We start from the raw sequence: 25018 nt of genomic DNA, 5'->3' as shown, positions 1-25018 counted from the left end.
TCTCTCTGTTATTGCAGCCAGGCGAATGGGCCGGCGCCGGCCTCGTCGATCGTGCGGCCGGCACGGAAGCGGTCGAGCCGATAGGCGGCCGCAAGCGGATGGGCTTCGCCCTTGGCGAGCGTATGCGCAAAGCACCAGCCCGAAGCAGGCGTGGCCTTGAAGCCGCCGTAGCACCAGCCAGCGTTGAGGTAGAGCCCGTCGACCGGCGTCGGGCCGATGATCGGGCTGGCGTCGGGCGTCATGTCCATCACGCCACCCCAGTGGCGCAGGATGCGTAGCCGCGAGATGGAGGGCATCATCGCGATCGCAGCCTCGGCAACCTCGCGAACGACGCCAAGATTGCCGCGTTGCGCATAGGAATTATAGCCGTCCAGGCCCCCGCCAAAGACCAGTCCACCCTTGTCCGACTGGCTGACATAAAAGTGGTCGGCGCCATAGGCCAAGACGTGGTGGACCAGCGGCTTGATCGGTTCGGTCACGAAAGCCTGCAGGATATGGCTCTCGATCGGCAGTTCGAGGCCGGCTTTGTGGCCGAGCACCGAGGTGTGCCCCGCCACCGCAAGCCCGACTTTTCCGGCGCCGATCCGGCCCTTCGTCGTCTCGACGCCAACGATGCGCTCGCCGTCATGGACGAAACCCGTCACCTCGCAGCCCTGGATGATGTCGACGCCGTGAGCGTCGGCGGCGCGTGCGTAGCCCCATGCCACCGCGTCATGGCGCGCAGTGCCCGCCCGGCCCTGAAGTATCGCGCCGTGAATCGGGAACAGCGCCTTCTCCGAAAAATCCAGATAGGGCGCCATCCGGCGCACTTCCTCGCTATCAAGCAATTCGGCGTCGATCCCGTTCAGCCGCATGACATTTGCGCGATAGCCGAAGGCGTCGAATTCGCCGGCCGAATTGGCTGTCAGCAAAAAGCCGCGCTGCGAGAACATCACGTTGAAATTGAGCGCTCGCGACAGGCCCTCCCACAGCTTCATCGAAAATTCGTAGAACTGGGTATTGCCATCAAGCCGATAGTTCGACCGGATGATTGTGGTGTTACGGCCGACGTTGCCGCCACCGATATAGCCCTTCTCCAGCACGGCGACATTGCGGACGCCGTGGTTCTCGGCGAGATAGAAAGCGGTCGCCAGACCGTGCCCGCCGCCGCCTACGATAACAACATCATAGGTCGACTTCGGAACGGGCGCCCGCCAGGCGCGTCGCCAGTGCCTTTGGCCGGTGAGACCATTGCGAAGGATGGAAAAAACCGAATATCCGCGCATGCCGATCTCCGTTATTTAACGAATAAGCGTCGAGGGAAGTCGCAGAAAGTTTCCGCACCTCCTTCGTGATACTTATGAATTTGGAGATCGCGATGGCGCAGTCCTTCTGCCAGACACGGATGATTGTGAACCCAGGCGTGGGTTTTACCAACAGAGATCATTCGCTTCTCAGTCTCGCCGACCCGATATCTTTGATCTGCATGCACTTCACCTTCCGTTAGCAGGGGGACCAGATCGACCCATTCCGCGCCAAATATGCGCCACTTGGCGTTGGAATTACCAACATAAAGCCGCGCACTGTGCCATCGCGTTTTCAGATGATCAGAGGACGTTTACCCATCAAATTGGCTTCGTTGCTTCGAAAAGACTCCCGCCCTACAAACTCGAAACGAGCTATCGGACGACAAGTCTTCCATGCGAAAGATTTCCGAGCACAGGACGGCCTTGCAAAGGGCTTTCATCCAAAACTCTTTACATGCTAAGTTAGCGGCTTCTCGGCCGCTATGGCCATCGATCGAAACTCATCGGCACTGTACTCACCGATTTGCTCTAGCAACCTTGGCCACGCAGAAAGGCCTTCCGCCAACGAGGCTAACCGGAAGAATTCGTTGGGCGAATGAATATCCTCATCCGGAAGGGCAAAGCCGAACATCAGTGTCTGAACCCCGAGCAACTCTTGGAATATCACTGTAATGGGAATGGACGCCGCCAGGCGGACAAGTATCGGCTCTTGACCGGTCGCCTCGGACAAGACTTTCTTGGCCGCAAGCACGAGGGGATGTCCGGTCGGTAGGTCGAAGGCGCGGCTTCCAGTTCCCGGGTCGTCAATTGACAGCTCAACATCCGGGGGGCAAACGGCACGCAGATGAAACTTAAGCGCGTTTGAGACTTGGTCGGGGTCCTGTCCGGGCACGATTCTCAAAGATAGCTTAGCGTGGGCTGTACTTGAGATCACTGTTTTACTGCCAAACCCAGTGTAACCTCCCCACATGCCATTTATGTCCAAGGCCGGTCGAAGCGTTAGCCGTTCACGTGTCGAGAAGCCAGGTTCCCCGTGGGCTTGCGCCCCAACGTCTTTGACGAAAGCGACCTCGTCGAAGGCAAATCTGGCCGTCTCGGCACGGGCGTCGACTGAGACGGAAGATACGACCGGCAACAATCCCGGGACCGCGATTGCGCCATCCTCGTCATGTAACGAAGCGATGATTCTCGCCATCTCATGTACGGCGTTCCGAACCGCGCCGCCGTAACGACCAGAATGAAGGTCCTTGTCGGCGGTTCGAACTGAAATTTCAAACTCTACAATTCCGCGCGAGCCGACATTAATCGTCGGAATTTCGGGATGCGCTCGCGAGCCATCAGCGGATATCATTCCATCAGCCTGCAGCAAGTCGCCGTACCGCTCCACAATAAGGCGCAAACTAGGACTGTTGGTCTCCTCTTCACCCTCCAAAAAGACTTTCACGTTGACGGGGCAGGCGCCTCGGACCTTCAGAAACGCAGCGATAGTTTCAAGTGCAATTGCAGTCGAGCCTTTGACGTCAGACGCCCCTCGCGCGTAGAGCCGTCCGCCGCGGATGGTTGGTTCGAAAGGTGGAGTAAACCAAGCTTCTACCGGGTCGGGGGGTTGAACATCATAGTGCCCATAGATGAGCAACGTAGGCTTTCCGGGCGCACCGTTCCAAGCTCCGTAAACGGCTGGGTGACCGCCGCCGTCGAGAAGCTGGACATCGCTCAGGCCAATGCGCTCGAGCCAGTTCACTAGAAACGCTTGCGCGTCCCGCATCCCTCCAATGAAAGCTGGATCTGTGCTTACACTTGGTAAGCGCAGGAACGCGCAAAGTCTATCCACGATTTGATCCTGGCGATCGAGCATGTCATGAACAACTTCATCCGCTTTCATTGTATTCTCCTTGGCGTCCGGTAGAACCGTGGACTTCTCATAAGACAAGTTGTAAATTGGCGGCGTCCGTAACGACCAGTAGATCGATACCCGCTTTCTCCATTGCAGGCCGAGCTTTTTCAAAAGGTTTTTAGATTTTTCGACGAAGATAGGAAGACGAATTCATTGGAATAGATCATCGATATTTCTTCTTATTAAAAGTACTACGAGTTCAACTAACCATACCCTCCAACGGTTGATGATACTCAGTGCGACAAGATCTGACTGAGGAAGAGTTTTGTTCTTTCATGCTGCGGCCTGGTGAAGAAGTCGTTCGGAGCGCCCTGTTCGACAATTTGGCCCGCGTCCATGAAGATCACTCGGTCCGCGACGGAGCGCGCAAAGCCCATCTCGTGTGTGACGCAAACCATGGTCATGCCATCGCGCGCGAGACCGGTCATTGTCTCAAGCACCTCGGCGACCATCTCCGGATCGAGCGACGAGGTCGGCTCGTCGAAGAGCATGACGGCAGGCTCCATACAAAGGGAACGGGCAATTGCGACGCGCTGCTGCTGTCCTCCGGAGAGCTGACCCGGATATTTGTTCGCCTGTTCCGGTATGCGCACGCGCTCAAGGAACTTCGATGCGATCTTCCTTGCCTCGACCTCGGGCATGCCCTTGATCCACATCGGGGCGGCCATGCAGTTCATTAGCACGGTCATGTGGGGGAAGAGATTGAAGTGCTGGAACACCAAGCCAACGTTCTTGCGAACTTCAGTCACGTTGCGCATTTTGTTGTGCAACCTGATCCCGTTGACCGTGATCTCACCCTCTTGGTGTGCTTCGAGTCGATTGAAGCAGCGGATCAGCGTCGACTTTCCCGATCCGGAGGGGCCGCAAATAACGATGCGTTCGCCCTTGCGGACGGTGAGATTGACGTCAGTCAATGCTCTGAAAGAGCCGTACCACTTGGACACGTTCGTCGCTTCAATAATTTTGTCTGCACTCATTGGCACCTGCTTCTGGCTGTAAGGCTCTTGGGATGAAAGTAGCTGCACGTGCGGCGCATTGCCAATCGCCTGCGAAGGGCTGCCTCCATCGAGACCTTTAAACTGGTTTAGGATGCTAGCGGTCATCGCACCTTACTCCTTGCGAAGTGACGCTCGAGCCATGATTGACCAACCTCGAGGCAGGCAGACATGATCCAATAGATGAGCGCGGCTGTTATCAGCATCTCCATGTGATGAAAGGTCGGCTGACCGATAGTCCGAGCAAGGAACGTCAACTCCCATACGCCGAGGACCGACACGAGCGAACTGTCCTTCAACATTGAGATGAACGTGTTTCCCATCGGGGGAATGATGACCGGCAGCGCCTGCGGCAGGATGATCTTGCGCATGGTGAGGCCGAAGCCGAAACCCATGGATCGTGAAGCTTCCCATTGACCGCGGTCGATGCTTTGGATACCGGCACGGAAAATTTCTGTCATATAGGCACCGACGCAAAGCGACAGTGCCAAGATGCCTGAAGGAACAGCATCGATCACGATACCAAGTTGCGGCAGCCCGAGGTAAATCAGGTAAATCTGGATGAGCAGCGGTAGGCCGCGGAAAAATGAAGTGTAGAAACTGGCGATGGCATAGGCGAAGCCGTTGCTTGAAAGCTTTGCAATCGCCGCAATCATCGCGATGATTGAGGCGAATATCAATGATACCGCTGAGATATAGATCGTGGTAATCGCCCCCTGCGTGATGAGATACGGCACATTCTCCCAGATGAAAGGCATGCTTAGGTTAAATGCATTGAAGAAGGCAAGAAACAGAAGTAGCAGCTCTGTCCAAACAACGCCGATTTGCACCTTCAGCGAAACAAAACCGATCAGCACGATGTTGAGGCAGAATAGGATTGCAATCACAAAGGCTATCGCGAAGCGACCGTAGACGCCGCTTTGCAGCGGATCGCCGATGACCGGCCGCATGAGTTCGCCGAAGGTGGTGCCCGTCAGGTTGATCATGAGAAAAACCGCGAGCACGACAGCAAAGATTGAGGCAACAAACCAAGGCTTATGGACGAGTACCTCGGATTCAACTGTATCCAAATAAAGCATGAGGAGTCCTCTACGACATGGGGGCCCAGACTAAGCTGGGCCGCCTAAAACTTTCCGAACTCACTTCTGGACGGAGTAATCCTTCCCGTACCACTTGATCGACAGTTTGGTGAGTGTGCCGTTGTCCTTCATTTCCTTCATAGCCGCTGCTATCTTGTCACTGAATTCCTTGTCATCCTTGGAGACCGCGATAGCGCCCGGCGCGTAGAACAATGCTGGCTCGAGAATCCTGAAGGGGTAACCGGCCTTTATCGCGTCATCTGTTTGGAACTCGTCATTGGCGATCGCATCAAGCCGAACGCCATCGCCAAGGCGGAGGTCATCAAATGCAATATTGGCAGATCCGTAAGTTTTCACCTGGCCCGGCTTGAATTGATACTCAACGGGGCTGGCGTTTACCCAGGCTGGCGTCAGCTTATGATTGACATAGGCTTCTGTGTCGGAGCCAGCGGAAACTCCCACCACTTTGCCTTCAAGATCGGCAGGTTTGGTTGCCTTGCTATCCTTGTGCACGATGGCCACTGCCGCGCCCCAGATATAGACGGCGGGAAAGTCAATTACTTCCGCTCTGGCCTTGGTTGGCGTCATCTGACCCATGGCGACGTCCCAGCGGCCCTGCCAATTGCCTGCGGTGATGATGTCCCAACCAGGTGTCACGAATTTGACCTCCACGCCGAGAGATTTCCCAATTTGTTTGGCGATATCGACGTCATAGCCAACGAGTTGATGGTTCTCGTCCAAGTGTGAAATCGGCCCCCAGTCCGTACCGGCTGCCACCGTCAGTGTCTTTGACTGCAGAACCTTGTCGAGTACGGCGCCGGCATTGGCTGCACTTGTCGCAGCCCCGATCCCGACCGCTAGCGATGCCGCAGCTGCAATCATCGTCATAAGTCTGTTCATGGATATTCCCCTGTCTTTCGTTGTTTTCTCGGTCGCCAGCAAGGGCTCACTCCTGACCGGCAGCGGATCGAAATCTAGCTTGTCGCGGCCAACAATGCAACATATGTTTGCGGCAGCCGATAGATGGCGCATATGGATCATCTCGATATCTCCTGTCCGGGCTTGAGGAACGCGGCCGCAACATTATCGACGGGACCACAAGGCTGTTCCGCGTTGTTCCCCGAAAGGTGGTCCTCCGTGAAGCAGGCTCGTTGCCGTTAGAGAGGACGTCGGTATGCCGAGAAGTACAGAGCTGGAGAGATCATCGCGAAACTGCGTCAGGTCGATGTTCTGTCGTCCACGAGGGCTCAGTTGGCAAAGCTGTTCGCTCGATCGGCGTGACACAGTTCAGTATTATCGCTGGCGCAAGGAGTTCTGCGGCTTGAAGGGTGACCAGGTGAAGCGTCGCAAGTAGGGTGCGTCATCACGTCTGAGAAGAAAAGGCCGCCCTAGTCTCGCCTGACGCCTGAAAGGCGACGATGACCGTGAGGTCGGCGGAGCGAGAAGTCAGCAGAGGCCATAGTAGCGGTAGCCGCGAAGGGCCGAACGTTGGGAAGGCGAAACGCCCGCGAACCTCGAGGACGCCATGTCACCCTAGGCTTAGGCTATTCTGTATGTTCGGCAATCCTCGGTCCCTCCGGTGCTCCACAATCGTGAGATCGCTTTGCTATCGTGAGATCTGCGCTCTTCAATATGTGGTGCGCGATCGCGTGACGGCACTTGGCTGGTCTCGCATCGAGGCGGTCGACGAAGACCTCGGTCGCTCCGCGGCCGGCGTCACACACGTTGACGGATTCGACCGGATGGTAGCCGAAGTCTGCCTTGGCAAAACGGTGCGGTCGTAGTCCGGGAAGCATCGCGCTTCGCCCGCAACACAGCCGTGATGCCGCGTCGTCGATCCTGTGCTGGCCGATCAGATCGGTCTATGCGCGCGTCAGGGTGCGACCGACTGCTGCTGAGATTGAAGGGCAGCCTCAACGAGTACGAACTCGACCTTCTGCGTCAGAGTCCCCCTGTCGGCACGCTACGAGAAGGCCCGGCGGCGAACTCATTGTCACGGCCCCGGTCGGCTTCGTGAAGGTCAGCGACTCGGCCAAGCGCTGATTCACTCTGGCCACGAAGGGGTGGGGGGAATCGTGCGCGGCGGTGACGGACAGACGGGTGGGCTGTTCAGCTGCGTAGACCTTTGGGCGGGAGTGCGGCGCGATCATCCGTTGCGCCATATTCGGGCGATTGTGATCGAGGCGCTTTCGGCAATGGAGCCTGAGTTCGCGGCGCTGTACTCGCCGATCGGGCGGCCGTCGATCCCACCGGAGAAGCCGCTGCGGGCAATGCTGTTGCAGGCGGGTCAGGGCTTTGGTAGGGCTGATAGTTTCGGCGGCCATCGATGACCCGTCGCGGTTGCTCGCATCTCCAAGGTCGGCGACCACGGGGTGCGTGTGGCGCTTTACGAGGCGGCTAAAGCACTGCTGACGCGATCGGTCAAGGGCTCGGCTTTGAAGTCCTGGGCGCTTGCGGTGGCCAAGCGCGCCATGGGTGAAAGGCCAAGCTTACACTTTTGCGCAAGCAGGCGGTGGTTCTGCACCAGATGATGTGCAGCGCTGAGCGCTTTCTGCCGACAGGCCGTCCTGCGGCAGTCGTATCGTGAAGCGTTCATGAGAGGTAAGGATAAGAAGGAACATGGCGGGCATCGACACCAGCTCCTGCCGTTACCGACGTCCCTTGCCGGGGTGGACCCGGTTGGCCACTAAGACGGGAGCAGCTCGATTCATCACTGCGCGTCCCTAGCCAGATTGGCCAGCCGATCCCGATCAGATCCCATCAGGCAGCAGCCAAAAGCGCCGACTGCGGACAGAAGCAAGACCCCGGCAGCGGACGAAGTTACGAGGGATCGACAACTCGAGGCTCCGTTACAGAAGCCCGTCTTATGTATAAGGGCGCGTGACCGCGTCGCCTTCCTCGCAAACGTGCTTTTACACGCCCTTGGTCACGGCCATTTCTGCGGAATGCGGGGTTTCAAATGGATGTCGAGGGCTGCGAGTTGTTCATCGAAGCGCTTGATGGCTTCCAGTACTTCGCCACCGCCATGACCTGTAATCAGAGACCCTAGAACCTCACCTATTGCAAAGGCAGGGGTCATCGTATGAATGAATGATGGACTGTTGGTCGAAACCACGACGGTGGTTTCTGCAATCAACGCTGAGGGGGCGACCTCGCTGTCGGTTATAGCAATAACTGGGATTCCCTTAGATTTCGCAAACTCCGCTAATTCAACGGTCGCCTTGGTGTACGGGTGGACACTCGCGACAAGTAGGACATCATCCTTACAAGCGCTTCCAATGGCGTCGCTACCAGTGCCCGCAATCCCATCGAGAAGCACCGACTTCTCGCCGACAAACCTGAGAACATGTCGGAACTGCCAGGCTACAGCGTGACTGGAGCGCAGTCCAAGACAGTAGATCCTTCGGGCCTTGGCCAGTGACGCTGCCGATGTTACCACTCGATCGAGGGATCGAGGCTCCGCAAGCTGTGCAATCTGCTTTGCGATTGAATTGAGCATTTTTGCAGCAAGCGCGTGGTCGCCCTTCAGCTTCTGGTTTGCAACCTGTTTTCCTGCCTTTCCAGCAAATCCAGCACCTGCATCGCGCAAAGTCTCAGCGTACATGTTGCGGATATCGTCAAATCCCCCCAGGCCAAGATGCTTGGCAAGACGCGTCATTGTTGCAGGTTGGACGCCGGCCTGCCGAGCCTGTTCACGCATCGAAAGAAGAGCGACATCACGTGGCCGGTCGAGCACGAAGCGCGCTGCGTTTTGCAGTTGCTCCGACATGCTGTCGAAAGCCTTGAGGATTGCCTGCCTCAGCGGTCCCTGGTCCATAACCATATCTCCCCGGCTGCGTGGCAACCCTGCGATTGCCGTGCACACCTCCATTGGACACGATTCAGGAGGCGATTGCCTCGCGCTGGGTCCCGAGCCAACGGACTAATTCGAAGGCAACGAGCGCCTGCCGCTTCCGCACCATGTGAACCACCCCTGCCAGACAATGAAGCGATCGCTGTTTGGAGGGTCCTGAATCCAGCATTGGTCGCACGTGACCGGATAACCATTTTGGACGATGTAGATAGCGGGAGCGCCTTCATCCTTCACGCCGAGCACGCCGTATTTCCGGCACCCGCGGCCCAGCGTGGCGGTAGTCGGGGGAATCGCGCAAATTATGGCGCCTCCGCTGCTCGCCCGCCACAGTCATCGCCCCATCAATAGCATCGTCGGCACGCAGCATCCCCCCAAAGAGCGGGAAAGTCGCCGCCTGGGTGGCGCTCCCACACGGAAAGGAAGAGGCTTCTGTGCTGCACTCCCTCTGTTTGACAATCAGCATTGCGCTTTCCGATCTCATCCTTCAGGCACATCGTCCAACCAGCAGGCGCCCTCACGGTGCGCCCGAGAGAATATCTTTCCAATCTTTCCCGGAGTCTTGTTTTGATGATATCGCATATACACACGGCCATCGGCTCCAAGGTCGAGAATCTCGATCTTTCCCGTGTAATGGGACATGATGTATTTGAATGTCTTTTGGATGCCGCTGAGACGTTGGTTGATGCCGTGCGCAATGTCCAGTCCGCGGCGCAGCGGAACCTGAAAATGCGATGCGCCTTTCACGGGCCTGGCCTGAAAAAGATAATAGGGGCGGACACCCATTTGGTGGCACTTAGCGAAGGTTGCCGCCAAGATCTCGGGATCGTCGTTGATTTTGGCGAGAAGCACGGACTGATTGAGGAATTGCACGCCCTGAGCGCGCAACGAGCGAATATTGCGCTCCGTATCGACGGAGATTTCACCAATATGGTCGAAATGTGTGACGATCACCGAGGTTTTACCCGTTTCATGGATCCGTTGGAACAGAGCCGGTAGAGCGGGATCCTCGAACCGCTTGGGCTCATACCCAAGCGCTTTTGTGCCGAATCGAATCGAATCCAAATGCGGGATCGGCAGCAGATGATCAAGAATTTTGTTAAGCTTGGCGGTGCTGAGCACGAACGGGTCGCCTCCCGAAAGCAACACATTCGTCATCTCAGGATGATTGCTGATGTATCGCGCAATCTGGGCGAAATCAGCTGTGATTTCATCGGAGTCCTTGCCAACGATGCGTTTACGAAAGCAATAACGGCAGTATGAAGCGCAACGGTCTGTTACCAGCAACAATCCGGTCTGAGCGTACTTGTGCTGAAGTCCGGGCATGACCGTATTGTCGTGCTCGCCGCTCGTGTCCAGATTGCCAGGACTCTTGAACTCGTCGAATGTGGGCTCGACGATGTATCTAAGCTGATCGTAGTAACCGCCGGCTTTGATTTGTTCACGATAGAATTTTGTGACCTGATAACGCGTGATGCTGTTGGCTTGCAGCTCACCTTGAGTAACGACGCGCGTCCCCTCGATAAAATTCATGACCACAGTTCGGGCCCCCGGGTCCGAGTTGATGGGTGGTGCTTGAGGCGGGCAAATCACCCGCGCGTTCAGCTCATGTTCGGTCAGGCCCTGGTTCTCGCGGTCAAGGGCAATCGCCTCCGCATCTCGCCCCGTCTGCGCCTCTGGCAACTGGGGTATGCAAGGTGCTTGGGGAGAGGCCGATTCCGTCGAATTCGGCTCTATCAAAAGACGATGGCGTTCCTCCGCCAACAGAAGCGGTGCCGACCAGACTCGCTGCCCGGGGTCGGCCGCCATCTGGGTCAATGCTTGCTGCAATTTGTTCACAAGGCGCTCGACGGTGCTCCGCGTGATCACCAGCATGTGATCATGCACCGCCAAGCGTATCATCCGCCCACGGATCAGCGGCCCGGCCTCCAGGTCGAACGCAAACTGCCCTTCATCGCGCATCAGATCCGCGAGCGTCGCCTCCACATTCGCCGCCGCTTTCAGATCGTCTCGTTTCAGCGGCAGGCCGACGTCTGCCGGCCCGACCCGCAGGAATGGCGCGCCGCCCTCCACCCCGAAAGTGACCTCATGATGCGCCATCAAGGCGTCCAAGCCTGTCTGCAGGGCCGCATCGTCGAGCTCGCCGCGAATTCGTAGTCCCATCTGGGTGTTACGGGCCTCGCTGCCACCGGCCGGACGCGAAACGAACCACATCCCCTGGTGGGGGAATGACAGTGGCACCCACGACGGACGCGGCAAAGCTCCCATTGGCGGGACCGCACTCTTTGCAGCATCGATCGCTTTGACGTGGATCATTCGCGCAAGTTTCATTGAGACCCCCTGGGCTGGAGACTGCGGGACCGCTATGGTCGTAACGGATCCTTCGCCGTGTTTTCTGCAATCGGCGTGCCACCAATAAGACTGTGGGAGCAAGAAGGGCAAAACCACGTGTTTCGCGCCGCAACCGCGGAACACTTGTGCCTCAGCGTGCTATGTTCCGAACACGGACGTCTTCAACCGAACACGGCTGAAACAGAGTGCTGTAGGCGGGCGGAGTGCCCGCGGTGGAACGAATAGCGTACTGTTCAACGTTCCGAGCCGGGCGACACGCCGCCAAATGCCGATCCAAACATACCCCGTGTTGTGGGTTGGAGCGGCAGCAACGGCTTTCAATGAACTTGCTTGCCGGAGGATCAGACTACCAGCAGTCGGATCGAAGGACGAGGGCTTCGGAAAGCATGCCGGTAGCGGCAGCAAGCCGGACGATTGTGTTGCAAATTCTGGATTGCAGCCCTGCATGCCTCCATTGGTCAACAATTCACACAACGATTGCCTTGAATTGCGTGCTGGGCGAAAGAGCTTGCCCGAAGTCAAGGCAGCTCCTACCGCTTCCGCATCATGTGAATCATCTCGCTGCCTGCCACTTGTTGCGATCACATCGGTCGCCCCGAAGTTTGACCAGACGCGGATCGTGCTCGATCCCATTGATCTTTGGCTGGTCCAACGCCGATTTCAATGCCCGTGGTGACCGATCAACGTCATAGAGACGATGGCCTCCCGGTTTGTCTAACTGCCGTCATCGGCCATGCGATCCAGTCGGCCATGGCGCGTACGCGCTCCGAACATGCGATTTGCTGCCGCCAACTTCATCGAAGCCCACGCCTCGATCAGCGTCCCGTCCACCGAGAAGTGCTCCATGGGCAAAAGCTTTCACCTTGGGTTGCACCACCGCCGCCAGCAACTTTGCAGCGATGTCGCCCTCCAGCAGCCGGTCACGGTTTTGGAGAACACCGAATGATCCGAGGTCGCATCGTCGACGCCAATCCCGACGAACCAGCGCTCCATCAACAGCCGCTCCGAGCGGATCGAATAGAACGCCTGCAAAAGCATCGCCGCAGCAGCTTCTCCGGCGGGATCGACGGCCGCCCAACCGGCGTGTACAGCGCCGCAAACTCCCGCTCCAAGGCGGAAAGCGCCTCATTCACAATCGCCCGAATACGGCACAATGGATGATCGGACCGCACCCGAGCTCGAGGTCCACGTAGCTGAACAGTTCGCCCGTCTATCCGTCACCACCGCGCACGATCACTACCACCTTCGTGGTCAGGTTGAACCACGAACCTGAGACTATCGCCAACCCTTTTTCAACAGCCTGAGAGGGCCTGATTGGTCTGGTCCATTGACTTTGCACCGCAGCTCCTTCGTGCTTTCGGTTGCACCAATGTTCCGCGCGATCTCTCGTCAACTGGCGCCACCTGCCCTGGTCTCCAGAAGGTCAGGGACCGCAGTTTTCTTCTTTTCGCCATTAGTTGGAAACGGTGTGATCGACCAACTGACTAAGTCGACGGCACGCTGCAGTATCGCCTCGGTCTCAGCACGGCTGGGTGAGGCAGCGATCACATGTCCCATGATGTCTCGATAATCGTCATTCCTGACGATCGACGTCTTGGGTTCAACATACAACTTGACCTCGACGACACCTGGTATGGAAACCGCCAGATTGTGGCCCTCGATCCTGTCGAGGATGCCGTCGCCCTCAGGAACGAGGAACCGGGCGGCCGCAGTCTGCGAATGCCTTCTGCTCAAATTCCATTCCTCGCCGATCACAACCTTGAGGTGCTCGGCAATGGGATCAATACCGTAAGCCAGCTGAATCAGCCGAGGGGTGGTCCAACCCGGAAGACGCGGATTGACTTCGATGACCACTGGGCCACGCTCCGTCCACCGGAATTCAATGTTCGCTGGTCCCCAGCCTAGGCCGAGAGCGCTCAAACAGCTCAGTGAAACATCAGTGATGCGTTTATGCTCATAATCAGTCAACGGGGCCGGAAAGATGCTGCCACGAACGACGAAATTGGGTGGGCAGTCGAAGTCTGCGGCACCTACTGCAATGACCTCATTTCCCATTGTGTCAGCGCTATACTGGGGGCCTTGTGCGAATTCTTCGATCAGTATCCTCGGCGAACACCTCCCCCATGTCGGCTGCCCAGCTAGGAGATTGGCCGCATGTTTGGCTAACTCATCGACGTCGCGGCACAACCGGACACCGCAGCTGCCGCTACCGACGGCTGGCTTAACAATCACCGGTAGGCCGATCTCCATTGCAGAGCTTTCCACTTCCGTCGCGTCTGCTGCAAGGCGATAAGCCGGCATTGGAACGCCCGCCGCCGCGAGGAGTTGACGTTGAGTATATTTGTCGCAGCATCGTTCGATGGATGCAGGGTCCGGACCTGGCAGATCGAAATGCCGGCAGAGCTTACCAACTGTCGCATAGATCGACTCATCGAGACCTGAAAAGCCAGTAATGCCAGCGATGTCATACGTTGCACGTAGCCGGGAACATTCGCGGATGAGCGCATCGAAATCGTCTGTATTGACACGGATGGCTTCGAGGCTTTCTGCCGCAAGATAGTCGTACTGAGCTGGATCAGCCGACAGGGTAATTGGATGCACGCCAAGACGCAGGGCCGCATTCACATATAGCAGACCAATACTCCTGTGGCCTTCAACCAGGATGAGCGCTCTTCTTGCCATTGGCGTCGACTTCCGTTGTGTGCTGTGGCGGCAGCCTGAGCGTAGGCACGCGTCGGCTTTTATTCATGCCTGATCTCAGACTTTGTGGTGAGGGTACCATTATCAGGGATCTGCGGTTGCAAAGATTCTATAAAGTTATTTGAAGAATCTGTTACAATGTTTTGGTTATCGCGTGGTACGGAGCGTTTCTACCAATTTCAGACGATTGCGACCAAGCTGCGCTGGCTGATCGAGCTAGACTATCAGGAACTCAAGCAGGAACTGGGACTGGGCCACTACGAAGACCGAGGGTGGCGGGGCTTCCACCACCACGCCAGCCTCTGTATCGCGGCCCATGGCTTCTTGGTCTCTCTGAGGAAACGATTTCCCCCTCAACTGCGCATTTCGCAAAAGCCGGACAGGGGTTCCGCTAATTCCCGGACAGTTTGGCGGCGTTGGTCCTCGGGTGCCTTGTTGCGTTCATGGATGATTGATTTCGCCGTTTTCAGTGCCGGTCAAGAGGGGCGCTGCTTTTTGCTTTCGCATGCTATCGCCCTGGAGCACGATGCGGTGGGCGTTGTGAACGATCCTGTCGAGAATGGCGTCGGCGACGGTAGGGTCTGCGATCAGGTCATGCCATCTGGCCACTGGGACCTGGGCGGTGATCAGGGTGGATTTGCGGCGATAGCGTTCCTCGATGATTTCGAACAGATGGAAGCGCTGTTGATCGGTGAGGACGTGGGTTCCGAAGTCATCGAGGATGAGCAGTTGTGCGCGCGTGAGTTTGTCGATGAGGCGTGGAAAGCGGCCATCGAGACGGGCGAGGGCCAAATCCTCGAACAGGCGCGGCACGCGCACATAGAGCACGGAATGATCGAGCCGTGCCGCTTGCCGGCCGAAGGCGCAGGCCAGCCACGACTTGCCGGTTCCGGTCTGGCCGGTGACGATCAGGTTCTCATGCGCCTTCAGCCATTCACCCTGCGCGAGCGCCATGGTGCTGCGCCGGTCGAGCCCGCGCGGCGCGGCAAAGTCCACGGTGCCGCCGGCAGCGGCTTCAACGCAGCCCGCTTGATCTCCTCGAACAGTTCGCGGCGGCTTTGGCCGACATGGCGCATCGGCCGGTTGTTCAGCTCCTCGAGCAGTTCGGCGATCGCCGCGTTGAGCTCGGCGAGCGAGAAGAAGGACCGGTTCCTCAGCCGTGCCAGGATCCAGCGCTCGATGATCGGCACCGCGCCCTCGACCTTGCCTTTGTCGCGCGGCTTGCGGCTGCGGGTCGGCAGGATGGCGGTGTCGTAATGCTCGGTCATCGCAACGCCGCCGAAGAAGGCGAGCGCTCGCACCTGGCCCTCGATCCAGTCCGGCAGCTTTTGGCTGGAGCTGGCAAAGGCGATTGGAGGCGCCCAGCACCGCGACAAAAATCTGCGCCGGGTAAATGGCGCCGGTCGCCGGATCGATCACCGGCACCGTCTGCCCGGCATAGTCCGTCCGCATCACCGCGCCCGCCGCATGCCGATTGCGGAATGTCGCGCTCGTCCGGCGCTCGAAAGCGGCGAAGTGCTCGCAGAACCAGGTGTAGCCGTAGCCGTCGGGATGGGCGGCGCGATACTCCTGCCACAACAGCGTCAGCGTCACCCCCTTGCGCTTCAACTCCCGGGCGATTAGCGCAAAGTCCGGTTCGCTCAGATCATGCGGCGGACGACCGGCACGGCCGAACAGTAGCCGCTCAAGCGTCGCGTCGTCATGGCCCGGCGCCAGCGGCCAGCATGACAGCCCGGCCTCCCGCGCCCGGGAATAACCGAAACACGCACCTCAACTCCAACTCGCGCCCAGGGCCGCCAAACACCTGGTCTTCCCGACGGTTGTCGACCCCGCAGGGTCCTCCGATCCGACCAGAGCGGCACGTCCCGACCTCGATCCCAATCCTCAGGCAACGCCTGACTGTGGCCGTGGCCAACCGTCTGCAACGATGTCCTTCTGCATAAGGCAATGGACAGTCCCGCGTCGGGCTCGCAATTTATGACGCAGTAGTACTTCTGTACTGGGCCTTCGATCGTCAAGTCTCTCTGAACGATATCTCATCGCCAGGATCATGCTTCTGTCCGACTCCGGATTCCGATCTCTTGCGCGAGATGATTGGCTTTGCCGCCGAGCGGCTGATGGAACTGGAGGTTGGGGCCGCCACCGGAGCCCGTTGCGCACGGCCAGCGCAACGGCTATCGCGAGCGCGACTGGGAGACGCGCGCCGGCACCGTCGAGCTGCGCATCCCCAAGCTCAGGAAGGGCTCCTATTTCCCCGGTTTCCTAGAACCGCGCCGCATGGCCGAGAAGGCGCTGACCGCCGTCATCCAGGAGGCCTACGTCCAGGGGATCTCGACCCGCTCGGTCGACGACCTGGTCAAGGCCATGGGCACGAGCGGCATCTCCAAAAGCCAGGTCAGCCGGCTGTGCGAAGAGATCGACGGCAAGGTCAAAGCGTTCCTTGAAAGACCCATCGAGGGCGACTGGCCATATCTGTGGATCGACGCCACCTACCTGAAGGTGCGCCGCGGCGGCCGCATCGTCTCGGTCGCCGTCATCATCGGTGTCGGCGTCAACGCGGACGGCCGGCGCAAGGTGCTGGGCATGGAGGTCGGCACGTCTGAGGCCGAGCCGATCTGGACGGAGTTCTTGCGCAAGCTGACCCGCCGCGGCCTGCGCGGCGTCAAGCTCGTCGTCTCCGATGCCCATGAAGGCATCAAGGCGGCCGTCACCAAGGTGCTGTGCGCGACATGGCAGAGGTGCCGCGTCCACTTCATGAGGAACGTGCTGGCCCATGCCGGCGAGAGCGGGCGCCGCGTCGTCTCCGCTTTCATCGCCACCGCCTTCGCCCAGGAAACGCCCGAGGCCGCAAGCACGCAATGGCGCGCCGTCGCCGACCAGATCCGACCGAAGGTGCCGAAGCTGGCGACAATCATGGACGACGCCGAGCCCGACGTGCTTGCCTACATGACTTTCCCCAAGGAGCACCGCGCCAAGCTGCACTCGACGGATGACATCGACAAGCCTGATTTCGGCTTTTCGATTCCTGTTGCGTTTCTTTGTTCGGCTCAGGTGAGCGTGTTTCTTCGTCCCGGCCCACAGGATTTCCCGTGCGAGCGTGTCGAGACGCAGTCAAGGTTGGCCGGTGCGATGGCGGCACGGCCAGCTGCCAGGTTTCCAGGCCACGCCTTGACTGCGTCGAGCACGGCGCCAGTCTGGAGCGGGACCGAGGCGGCGGTCGTGCCGGCACATTCCTTATGCTATATTTGTCCGGCACGGACGACCACGTGGCAAAGAGTGTGCTAGCAGGCTGTTGAAAAAGTGGCTCGCAGCGGGGCTGTGAGCGTGATTCAGTGTCTCCGGAGAGATTCGGAGAACGAGGCATGCGCGGTGGAGACGAACGGTCTGGCGAACTGTTCAGTTATGTTGATCTCGAGGCTCGGGTGCGGCGCGATCATCCGTTGCGCCGCATTCGGGCGATTGTGAACGAGGCGCTGGCGGCGTTGGAGCGGGACTTGGCGGCGCTGTATTCGCCGATTGGGCGACCTTCGATCCCGCCAGAAAAGCTTCTGCGAGCGATGCTGCTACAGGCGTTCTACTCGATCCGCTCGGAGCGGCTGTTGATGGAGCGGCTGGAATACGACCTTCTGTTCCGCTGGTTCGTCGGCATCGGCGTCGATGACGCGGCCTGGGACCATTCGGTGTTCTCCAAAAATCGCGACCGGCTGCTGGAGGGCGACATCGCGACGAAGTTCCTTGCTGCGGTGCTGGCGCAGCCCAAGGTGACGAAGCTTCTGTCTACGGACCACTTCTCGGTCGATGGCACATTGATCGAGGCGTGGGCGTCGATGAAGAGCGTCAAACCGAAGGACGGCCCAAGCGGGGGTCATGGCGAGCCACCGGCTGAAGGGGGCGGGCGAAACGCGGAAGCGGACTTCCATGGCCACAAGCGTTCTAACGACACACATGCCTCGACCACCGATCCGGATGCCCGGCTCTATCGCAAGGGCAAAGGCAAGGAGGCCAAGCTGTGCTTTATGGGACATGGCTTGATGGAGAACCGCCACGGCCTGCTGGTCGACGCCTGCCTGACACTGGCCGACGGACATGCTGAGCGGGTGGCCGCACTGCACATGATCGAACCTCGAGCGGAGCGGCCACAGGCGATCACGCTCGGCGCCGACAAGGCCTACGACGCGGAAGACTTCGTCAATGAGCTGCGCTCGATGAGGGTGACGCCGCATGTAGCGCAGAACACGAGCGGCCGCAGTTCCGCGATCGACGGGCGCACAACGCGGCATGGCGGCTATGCCGTCAGCCAGCGTATCAGGAAGCGCATCGAAGAGGCATTCGGTTGGATCAAGGTCGTGGCCGGCCAGCACAAGACCAGGTTCCGCGGCCGCGATCGTGTCGGATGGGCCTTCACCTTCGCAGCCGCAGCCTACAATCTGGTGCGACTGCCAAAGCTCATGGCGGAGACCGGCTGATGGCCAAGGTTCCCGGCTTCGCCAAGGCCTTTGCCGGCCGCTGGCGCATCGTCGAGATGGATGTTTGGGATAACGACTTCCTCGATCTCGTAGAGGAAGCGCATCTGACATTCAAAGGCTCGGCGGATGGCGAGATCGCCTTCGGCGCACTCAAGGGCTTCCTCGATGTCCGATATGGCACCCGCGATGGCTCAGCCTGCGCGGAGTTCTCGTGGGAGGGGCATGATGAGAACGACCCAGCCTGTGGCCGCGGCTGGGTTGTCTTTGGCACTGCAGGTCGCCTCGTCGGCCACTTCTACATCCACAACGCCGACGATTCCGGCTTCGTTTGCGAAAGAGCCTGACTTCTTCAACGGCCTGCTAGAGGATGAGAGTGCCGCCACGCAGCCGTTATAGTCGTTCCTCCTTTGTGGCGTCCGTGCGCCGCTTCGGCCCGCGTGGCCGCCAAGGGGTTGCTTGACACCGCCTGAACACAACAGTTTTTGGATCATGATGTCCCCGGAGGGACGCTCGTTCGGAATTCAGCAACTGAAGTTCAAAGGTCGAGAGATGGTTCATTCAGAGAAGCCCCGTGAATCGTTTGCGGGTCAGTCCGCCGATGAAGAATTCGACCATAGAGGTAAAGTCAAAGACTGGAAGGCTGGTCGCCTCTTGAACGGCAACCGCGTATGGCGGTAGCCCCCCGCACTCAAGCAAAAGCATCCCAAGGTCCGGCCTCTCCTTCTGAAGCCTCAAGATGGCGTCCACGACGTCGGCCTCGAGCGCCTCAGGGTCTAGATCACCGTTTGGCTCAAGAAATTTGCCGGCAAATACAGCAGCGTCGTCGAGTCCCCTGATGACCATCCTGTCCCTAATGCCCGGTCGTATCCCTGCTGCCTCCACCATGTCTTGGCTCAATGCAGTTTTGCTTGCCACAATCACGCCAAGCGACTGGCTTCGAGGAAGCACTTGCTCAAGGAAGGGAGCGAGTAGAAGGCTCGACAGGAACACGGGAACGTCAACTGCGGCACGAACCGCTTCTTGGTACCGGATGAAATAGCCGCAACCCGCAGTGATTGATCGCGCACCCTCCCGTACGAGCTCAGTTGCGGCCTCAACCACGGTCGCCGTCATTTTCTCATCATTAGGCCCGAAAATACACGTATTATTGAGGCCAAACACCGTCTTATAGCGCACGGGAACACTCCACGTGGTAGCATTGCCGCAGTCTCCCGGCAAATACGGGCGGAGGCCAGGTCCAGGCATGCGGTCAAGCATCAAAATGCCCACGGGTGCTCCATGAAATGCAAGCCGAGGTTTCACCCAAGAGGGCCAGCGCTTCCCGTGGGTGTGAGGAAAATCAGTCATGTGTTCTCTCCCTATTGAAGTCCATACATGGGTGATGGGCGGTCGTCGTAGCGATGCGGACTGCGGCGTGCCGCAGGATCGAATTGGGTCTACGCCGGCATCGCAATTCTCAAAAAGTCAGCAATTGACCAGCAGTTCGCGTGTCATATTGCTCAGCGACTTCGCGCCATCATCGGTCACGCGAACGGTTTCGCTGAAGATATAACCATCAGTCTTTTCCCAGATACCAATGAGGAGGTGGAAGGTCATGTTGGTCTGAAGCACGGTCTCGTCCCCCTCTTGGAAGCTCGGGCCGCCGTCCGTCCAATCGATGCCTATTGAGTATCCAATTCTAGATTCTTTTCGCACGCCCCGAGGTTCAAATTCGCGCCGAAAAGCTCGCTCCACGTTACTGCTCGTCACTCCAGCCCGTATAGCTTCAAAGGCAGCTTGGAAGCCGTCAAGACACGCTTGGTGCACGTGCCGCGATCGAGCGGTCGGTTCCCCTAAAAATATTGTACGCGACAATGCGCAGCAATATCGGTGACGGACGGCGCCGAGTTCGAAATTCGTCTGGCATCCCATCTTGTAGTATTGGCCAGTCCACGTGAGATGCGGCGCGGCGCCTGGGGACCCTACCGGCATAGTAACCAAAGGACTCCGGGACGTTCCTCCCGGAAATTCTGGAGTGCCCGCTATTAGTGCATGCGTTATAGTAGCGGCAACGTCGCTTTCTCTGGCGCCCACAGAGATTGCAAGCCTGCCGACTTTCATAGCTCTATCGACGATCTTTCCCGCCTGCTCCATATAGGTGAGCTCCGCAGGTGATTTAATCGCCTTTAGCGCTGAAACCATCCCATCGGCATCGATAAATTCCGACATGCCTAAACTATTGCTCAAGGCGGCATGGCCCTTCAGTCCAAGCATCTTCCCAGACAGTTCCACTCCAATCCGGTTCGATTTGCACCGCTCTCGAACAAGCTCAGCAATGGGCTGCCATGCCGTGAGTTGGCTCGAAGCTATGTATTTCTCCGGATAACTGAGGACGCGCGATTCCGGCAGACACGAGCTGGCATGCGCGCACAGAGTGTCCATCTCACGCAATATAAGCCACGGATCTTCCTCGTCCTGGCAAACAAGAGCGAGTTGTGGAACGTAGTCGGAAAAACCTTCGTAGCCCGTAAGATAGTTCATATTCCCTTCATTCAAGACAAGCAGGGCATCGATGCCACGCTCCGCCATCTGCTGGCGCAGGCGGGTCGTGCGCGCGCGGTATTCATCTTGACTAAATGCAGACACCTGCAGTTCTCCTATCTTGATAATGGCCAATGTCCCGCTTCTTCGAACCGGGACATTTGCCGACGGTGAAACCAGTTAACGCCCGTAAGATGTTTTGCTGGGTTATAGTCGTTACGCGTGCATCTTGCCTGGAATCCGCGAACAACGGCACTTGTTCGAGACTCGGATCGGCAGAGCCTCCAGGTAGGGCTTCAACTCCATTTATCTGCCCCGTTCACATTCTCCCTAAACCAGCTCTTCAAAGACACGTCTCGGCTATGCTCGTTGGATAATATTGACGCGAATGAAGCCATTTCTCTGTTGGGGCGCCATGCTTTCGACCAATAACCGAGCTGGGCATTGCGATGAAGGTCGGGCGCCACCATTCGGCCTCAATCTGCAGGTTCGGCCAAGTTCAACACTGCGCATTGTTCCCGCGTGTTTGATTACGGACCGCTTGGCACCTTCTGCCGAATTTCGCTGTTTTCGTTAAGCATCTTGCAAACCGCGGCCACGATGACTGGACATATCTCATAGCGTTAGCGATGACGATTTCCACACGATAAACAGACTTCGGCCTCGTTTGCAACAAGTGTTTCGTTTGTTGTCGATAAAGTCATATGGATCACATTAGGGTAGTCACATAGGATAGTCACAAATGCGGAACGCGGAGCCGGTGTGACCCCTTGATAGGGGTGAGTAGCACCCCAACCTTGGTCCTACCGCTTGCCAGCGACAAACTGCTTCGAGCGTCACTGATGGCACACTGCGTAAGTGATAACGGCGGCTAGCGCCCCTGGAACCGGGGCGGACGTTTGTCCAGGAATGCTTCGACCGCTTCAACATGGTCCTCTGTATTGTGGCACATGCCCTGAAATGCTGCGCAGAGATCAAGGAAATCAGGCAGGTCCAATCGCCGCGCTGCCTTCAGCAGTCGTTTTGCGAGTCGAAGTGCCTGAGGAGGTTTTCCTGCAATGCTTGCAGCAAGCTGCAGGGCTCGCGACTGCAATTCGGACGCTGCCGCGATCTCAAGGACGATTCCCAGTCGTAGAGCTTCCTCGGCGCGCACCAGACGCCCGGTGAAGATCAGCTCCGCCGCCCTTTGAGGACCGAGCAGATCCTGCAGGAACCAGGCACCGCCATCTCCCGGTACGATGCCAAGATTGATGAACGTGGAGCCGAATACCGCGTCCTCTACTGCAATACGGATGTCGCACATGGTTGCCAGATCGAAACCAGCACCGATTGCTGCGCCGTTGACCGCAGAAATGACCGGGACGTCCAGCCGGTGCATGGCAAGTGCAATTCGTTGGATGCCGCGCCGATAGCGTTCTTGCACTTCAAAGACATCGCCAGCGAAGCTTCCTCTACGGTCCCGCATGTCCTTGACGTTGCCGCCGGAGGAAAACGCCTTGCCAGCCCCCGTTAAGACCAGGACCGAGACGGCCCCACCGCCATTGATCCAGTCGACCGTCCGCACGATATCGTCGATGAGGGCCGTCCCGGTGAGTTCGTTTCTGACATCGTCGCGGTCCAGCACGAGCATGGCGACACGGTCGCTAACCTCGAGTTTCGAGTCGATCAGTTTTGGCAGATCGGTCATGCCTCAATCCCTTGCTTCTCTACCGACCGCGCTGTGGAGGACGCGGTGAGAAGAATGCGCACATCGAGCACGCTCAGACCGTCGGGATAGGCAAGGATGGGATTGAGGTCGAGTTCGTCGATTTCCGGGCAGGTTCCAACGAAATCGGAAATACTCACCATCAAGTCTGCGAGCGCGTCTCGATCAACCGGCGCTCCCCCGCGCACGCCATCGAGAATCGCTTGCGCCTTGATTTCGTCCAACATCGTAAATGCATCATTTCGTGAGATCGGAAGCGCGCGGAATACCACATCCCTAAGAACTTCGACGAGGACCCCGCCCAGTCCGAACATCATGATGGGACCGTACGCGGCATCGCGTACGACGCCGACGATGACCTCGACTCCCCCCTTGGCCGCCATCGGAGTGACGAGGACGCCTGCAATGTTCGGATTGGTTACTGCAGCCTTGGCATTGGCGACGATCTCAAGGAAGCCACTGCGCACCGATGCGACGTCGACAACATTGAGATGGACGCCGCCCGCCTCCGTCTTGTGCAGGATATCGCGAGATACGATCTTCATTGCCACCGGCTGTGCGCCGAGACGGAGAAAAGCCTCTTCGGCCTCCTTTTCATCGTGAGCCAGCAAAGCCGGAGCGAGATCCAGGCCGAAATCGTGAAGGCTGGCTCGCCCCTCATGCTCCAAAACTACCCGCCTGCCCTCAGCCCTACAGCGCGCAAGAACCTGCTCGAATTCTCTGCGGTGCCCTGCTCGGTTTGGCAGCGGCGTTGAAAAGGCGCTGCCCACCTCACCGTACTCCGCCAGAGCCTGCATGCACAGCACGGCCGTTTCCAGGGAGCGGTGCACGGGGATGCCGGCTCGCCGCATCTCCAGGAGTGGTAACGGCCGCTGATCTGACTGAAGGGCACTGTACAGGCTGTGAACGACCACTGGCTTGCCGAACCGGCGCGGCATTGCGCCGATGAGGTTCGTAGCATCGATTTCTGCGGCGAGCAGGTCTTCAGAGAAACGGACCGCGTAGCCGCCGTAGAGACCGGATATCAGAAGTCCATCCACCATCGAATCCTGCAAGAGAATCTCGGCGCAAGCGGCGAACACTGACGGATCCGTGTCCGTGCCGCCAGCCACGTCGACTGGATTTGCAACCGATGCGGCCGGAGGGAGCACTGTCGCAAGCCGCCGCCGCGTGTCTTCGCTCAAGGGAGCGAGCACCAGCCCGCGTTCGCACAATGCGTCGGCGGCAATTGTCGCGTGGCCTCCTCCATCCGCCAGAATGGCGAGGCGGCGCGAACGCAGGGGGGGCAGCAGCGAGAGCGCCTCCGCCATCGGCAGGATCTCATCGGACCGATGTGCAAGGATTGCGCCGGCTTGCCTCAGCACGCCCCCGCTGACCGCATATTCGCCAGCCAAAGCGCCGGTATGAGACTTCGCGCAATCGCGTCCGGCACTTGTCCGACCCGATTTGTAGATGACAACTGGTTTCTCTAGCGAGATCCGCCTCAAGGCGTTTAAAAAGCGGCGGCCGTCTTTCAGGCCTTCCACGTAGGCGATCAGCACGTTGGTGTTGGTATCGGCCGCAAAGTAGTCGAGGTACTCGTCGAAGCGGATATCGGCCTCGTTACCGACCCCCACATAAGTGCTCAAACCTACATGCCCGTTGGCTTGAGCTTCGGTGACGAGCGACAGGGCCATGTTGCCGGATTGAGACAAAAGGCCGATGGTACCCTTCCGCAAGTCCGAAAAGCCGACGAGATTGCAGGCTTTGTGACTATTGAACATGCCTGAGGTGTTTGGCCCGATAATCCGCACACCGCCAGCGTGCGCAGCGGCAAGCATTCCATCCTGGAGCCGCTTACCGTCGTCTCCAGCCTCCCCAAAGCCACCCGCCAGAACCACGGCACCGCGCACACCCTTTGCCGCGCATTCGGCGATGACTGAGGGGACCGTCGAAGCAGGAGTACAGACCAGCGCAAGGTCGACAGGCCCCGGCAAGCTCGCCAGATCGGGTAGACACCTAACCCCGCAGATTTCACTCTCCTTTGGATTAATTGGGTAGATCTCCCCGGCATAGCCGTCATCCAAGAGTTTTCTTAGCGACCGATATCCCCTCTTGGCGGGGTTCTTCGATGCGCCGATGATCGCAATGGAGTCGGGGGACAGAATGTTGAGGAGGTCATTCGACGCCAT

Annotated in this window: 14 protein-coding genes and 7 pseudogenes; 6 read left to right on the top strand and 15 right to left on the bottom strand. The window is 58.5% G+C overall.

Features of this window, described 5'->3' with window-relative positions:
* Positions 1-8: 8 nt before the first annotated feature.
* The 5 genes from NKH21_RS28060 to NKH21_RS28040 all read right to left on the bottom strand — a co-directional run bounded on the left by NKH21_RS28060 (position 9) and on the right by NKH21_RS28040 (position 6154).
* A complete protein-coding gene (locus NKH21_RS28060; protein ID WP_352869047.1) occupies positions 9-1265 on the bottom strand; it encodes a sarcosine oxidase subunit beta family protein in 1257 nt (418 codons plus the stop codon).
* Positions 1266-1743: 478 nt separating this feature from the next.
* Positions 1744-3168, bottom strand: a complete 1425-nt coding sequence (locus NKH21_RS28055) for a dipeptidase (protein WP_352869044.1) — start codon at positions 3166-3168, stop codon at positions 1744-1746.
* Positions 3169-3413: 245 nt separating this feature from the next.
* Positions 3414-4157, bottom strand: coding sequence for an amino acid ABC transporter ATP-binding protein (locus NKH21_RS28050; RefSeq protein WP_352869072.1), 744 nt, complete (start codon positions 4155-4157; stop codon positions 3414-3416).
* Positions 4158-4279: 122 nt separating this feature from the next.
* The gene (locus NKH21_RS28045) at positions 4280-5254 is read right to left on the bottom strand and encodes an amino acid ABC transporter permease (protein ID WP_352869041.1); all 975 of its coding nucleotides are present in this window, start codon (positions 5252-5254) and stop codon (positions 4280-4282) included.
* Between the two features lie 60 nt (positions 5255-5314).
* Positions 5315-6154 carry a transporter substrate-binding domain-containing protein gene (locus NKH21_RS28040; protein ID WP_352869069.1) on the bottom strand — a complete coding sequence of 280 codons (840 nt, stop codon included), beginning with the start codon at positions 6152-6154 and terminating at the stop codon, positions 5315-5317.
* Between the two features lie 300 nt (positions 6155-6454).
* Between NKH21_RS28040 and NKH21_RS28035 the strand changes: the two are divergent.
* Both NKH21_RS28035 and NKH21_RS28030 read left to right on the top strand, forming a co-directional pair.
* A pseudogene (locus NKH21_RS28035) lies at positions 6455-6605 on the top strand (IS3 family transposase); the annotation flags it as partial.
* Positions 6606-7329: 724 nt separating this feature from the next.
* Positions 7330-7539: pseudogene (locus NKH21_RS28030) on the top strand (transposase); the annotation flags it as partial.
* Positions 7540-8180: 641 nt separating this feature from the next.
* On the opposite strand, the gene NKH21_RS28020 reads toward NKH21_RS28030, so the two are convergent.
* From NKH21_RS28020 to NKH21_RS28000, 4 genes and pseudogenes are all read right to left on the bottom strand, one after another.
* Positions 8181-9071, bottom strand: a complete 891-nt coding sequence (locus NKH21_RS28020) for a MurR/RpiR family transcriptional regulator (protein ID WP_352869038.1) — start codon at positions 9069-9071, stop codon at positions 8181-8183.
* Positions 9072-9584: 513 nt separating this feature from the next.
* Entirely contained in the window at positions 9585-11435 is a 1851-nt protein-coding gene (locus tag NKH21_RS32890; protein WP_502911921.1) for a KamA family radical SAM protein, read from the bottom strand.
* An 813-nt stretch (positions 11436-12248) separates the two neighbouring features.
* A pseudogene (locus NKH21_RS28005) lies at positions 12249-12657 on the bottom strand (transposase); the annotation flags it as partial.
* 188 nt (positions 12658-12845) lie between these two features.
* Entirely contained in the window at positions 12846-14138 is a 1293-nt protein-coding gene (locus NKH21_RS28000; RefSeq protein ID WP_352869035.1) for an ATP-grasp domain-containing protein, read from the bottom strand.
* A gap of 210 nt (positions 14139-14348) precedes the next feature.
* Here NKH21_RS28000 and NKH21_RS27995 point away from each other — a divergent pair.
* Positions 14349-14510 (top strand): annotated as a pseudogene (locus NKH21_RS27995) (IS701 family transposase); the annotation flags it as partial.
* Positions 14511-14597: 87 nt separating this feature from the next.
* Here the strand turns inward: NKH21_RS27995 and istB are convergent.
* Together istB and NKH21_RS27985 are read right to left on the bottom strand one after the other, a co-directional pair.
* Positions 14598-15152 (bottom strand): annotated as a pseudogene (gene istB, locus NKH21_RS27990) (IS21-like element helper ATPase IstB); the annotation flags it as partial.
* Positions 15089-15905: pseudogene (locus NKH21_RS27985) on the bottom strand (IS21 family transposase); the annotation flags it as partial. The pseudogenes istB and NKH21_RS27985, both read right to left, overlap by 64 nt.
* 275 nt (positions 15906-16180) lie before the next feature.
* Between NKH21_RS27985 and NKH21_RS27980 the strand changes: the two are divergent.
* The 3 genes and pseudogenes from NKH21_RS27980 to NKH21_RS27970 form a co-directional block, all read left to right on the top strand.
* Positions 16181-17159, top strand: a pseudogene (locus NKH21_RS27980) (IS256 family transposase); the annotation flags it as partial.
* A 359-nt stretch (positions 17160-17518) separates the two neighbouring features.
* The gene (locus NKH21_RS27975) at positions 17519-18622 is read left to right on the top strand and encodes an IS5 family transposase (RefSeq protein WP_352869033.1); all 1104 of its coding nucleotides are present in this window, start codon (positions 17519-17521) and stop codon (positions 18620-18622) included.
* Positions 18622-18966, top strand: coding sequence for a hypothetical protein (locus NKH21_RS27970; RefSeq protein ID WP_352495909.1), 345 nt, complete (start codon positions 18622-18624; stop codon positions 18964-18966). The genes NKH21_RS27975 and NKH21_RS27970 overlap by 1 nt, the downstream gene beginning before the upstream one ends.
* Positions 18967-19180: 214 nt before the next feature.
* Here NKH21_RS27970 and NKH21_RS27965 read toward each other — a convergent pair whose 3' ends face one another.
* From NKH21_RS27965 to NKH21_RS27950, 4 genes are all read right to left on the bottom strand, one after another.
* Complete coding sequence (locus NKH21_RS27965; protein WP_352869008.1) at positions 19181-19969, bottom strand: aspartate/glutamate racemase family protein; 789 nt, start codon at positions 19967-19969, stop codon at positions 19181-19183.
* Between the two features lie 117 nt (positions 19970-20086).
* Positions 20087-21277 carry a M24 family metallopeptidase gene (locus tag NKH21_RS27960; RefSeq protein WP_352869030.1) on the bottom strand — a complete coding sequence of 397 codons (1191 nt, stop codon included), beginning with the start codon at positions 21275-21277 and terminating at the stop codon, positions 20087-20089.
* A 736-nt stretch (positions 21278-22013) separates the two neighbouring features.
* Entirely contained in the window at positions 22014-22829 is an 816-nt protein-coding gene (locus NKH21_RS27955; RefSeq protein WP_352869027.1) for an enoyl-CoA hydratase-related protein, read from the bottom strand.
* On the bottom strand, positions 22826-25018 hold the full coding sequence (locus NKH21_RS27950; protein ID WP_352869025.1) for an acetate--CoA ligase family protein: 2193 nt from the start codon (positions 25016-25018) through the stop codon (positions 22826-22828). Before NKH21_RS27950 ends, NKH21_RS27955 begins: the two co-directional genes overlap by 4 nt.

The sequence above is a fragment of the Mesorhizobium sp. M1329 genome (assembly GCF_040318035.1).
Taxonomy (GTDB): Bacteria; Pseudomonadota; Alphaproteobacteria; order Rhizobiales; family Rhizobiaceae; genus Mesorhizobium.
Note: the sequence above shows the minus strand (reverse complement) of the source record. Positions and strands in the feature narration are given on the sequence as shown.

What these genes read in the sequence shown, in the direction of transcription:
- NKH21_RS28050 (WP_352869072.1), bottom strand. Translation starts at nt 4,157, where the DNA reads ATGAGTGCAGACAAAATTATTGAAGCGACGAACGTGTCCAAGTGGTAC.
- NKH21_RS28020 (WP_352869038.1), bottom strand. Translation starts at nt 9,071, where the DNA reads ATGGACCAGGGACCGCTGAGGCAGGCAATCCTCAAGGCTTTCGACAGC.
- NKH21_RS27965 (WP_352869008.1), bottom strand. Translation starts at nt 19,969, where the DNA reads ATGACTGATTTTCCTCACACCCACGGGAAGCGCTGGCCCTCTTGGGTG.
- NKH21_RS28045 (WP_352869041.1), bottom strand. Translation starts at nt 5,254, where the DNA reads ATGCTTTATTTGGATACAGTTGAATCCGAGGTACTCGTCCATAAGCCT.
- NKH21_RS28060 (WP_352869047.1), bottom strand. Translation starts at nt 1,265, where the DNA reads ATGCGCGGATATTCGGTTTTTTCCATCCTTCGCAATGGTCTCACCGGC.
- NKH21_RS27950 (WP_352869025.1), bottom strand. Translation starts at nt 25,018, where the DNA reads ATGGCGTCGAATGACCTCCTCAACATTCTGTCCCCCGACTCCATTGCG.
- NKH21_RS28000 (WP_352869035.1), bottom strand. Translation starts at nt 14,138, where the DNA reads ATGGCAAGAAGAGCGCTCATCCTGGTTGAAGGCCACAGGAGTATTGGT.
- NKH21_RS27975 (WP_352869033.1), top strand. Translation starts at nt 17,519, where the DNA reads ATGCGCGGTGGAGACGAACGGTCTGGCGAACTGTTCAGTTATGTTGAT.
- NKH21_RS28040 (WP_352869069.1), bottom strand. Translation starts at nt 6,154, where the DNA reads ATGAACAGACTTATGACGATGATTGCAGCTGCGGCATCGCTAGCGGTC.
- NKH21_RS28055 (WP_352869044.1), bottom strand. Translation starts at nt 3,168, where the DNA reads ATGAAAGCGGATGAAGTTGTTCATGACATGCTCGATCGCCAGGATCAA.
- NKH21_RS27970 (WP_352495909.1), top strand. Translation starts at nt 18,622, where the DNA reads ATGGCCAAGGTTCCCGGCTTCGCCAAGGCCTTTGCCGGCCGCTGGCGC.
- NKH21_RS27955 (WP_352869027.1), bottom strand. Translation starts at nt 22,829, where the DNA reads ATGACCGATCTGCCAAAACTGATCGACTCGAAACTCGAGGTTAGCGAC.
- NKH21_RS32890 (WP_502911921.1), bottom strand. Translation starts at nt 11,435, where the DNA reads ATGAAACTTGCGCGAATGATCCACGTCAAAGCGATCGATGCTGCAAAG.